This window comes from Burkholderia sp. SCN-KJ (assembly GCF_024656005.1).
Taxonomy (GTDB): domain Bacteria; phylum Pseudomonadota; class Gammaproteobacteria; order Burkholderiales; family Burkholderiaceae; genus Burkholderia.
Genome location: NZ_JANKOG010000106.1, coordinates 1 through 521, shown reverse-complemented (window position 1 = coordinate 521; position 521 = coordinate 1). Strand labels below are relative to the sequence as shown.

Annotated in this window: 1 protein-coding gene; it reads left to right on the top strand. The window is 56.8% G+C overall.

The features are described 5' to 3' along the window. Positions 1 to 155: 155 nt before the first annotated feature. Positions 156 to 521: carboxymuconolactone decarboxylase family protein (locus tag NQV17_RS37840; RefSeq protein ID WP_257776167.1), on the top strand; the 366-nt coding region annotated here is incomplete at its 3' end.

The window sequence follows — 521 nt, the reverse complement described above, 5'->3', positions numbered from 1 at the left end:
CCGAGCGTCAGGGAAACTGGGCGCAGAAGCCGCGCCGCCCAGTGGTCGATGTGTTGGATTTGGTATAAGCGCATCGCCGTGGCAGTGGTCGCGCAGAACTACTAAGCGACCTTCATTAGTGAAATCAGTGCAACCAGTAACTTACAGAGATTATTATGGCAAGAACTACTGCTCTCAAGCCGGAACAGGTGCCGGCCGATTCGAAACCGACTCTCGATGCGTTCACCAAGAACATCGGATTCACCCCAAATATGATGGCGGCCTTCGCGCAGAGCCCGATCGCGTTCAACGCGTGGGCCACCCTGCTCGGCTCCTTGAGCAAAACGCTCGACGTGAAGACGCGTGACAGTATCGGCCTCGCTGTTTCCGAAGTGAACGGCTGTAACTACTGTCTGACGGTTCACAGCTTTACCGCCGAGCATATGGCCAAGCTGCCGGCCGATGAAATCATTCTCGCCCGGAAGGGTCATGCTAACGACCCGAAGCGCGACGCAGCCGTTCAGTTCGCACGCAAAGTCACC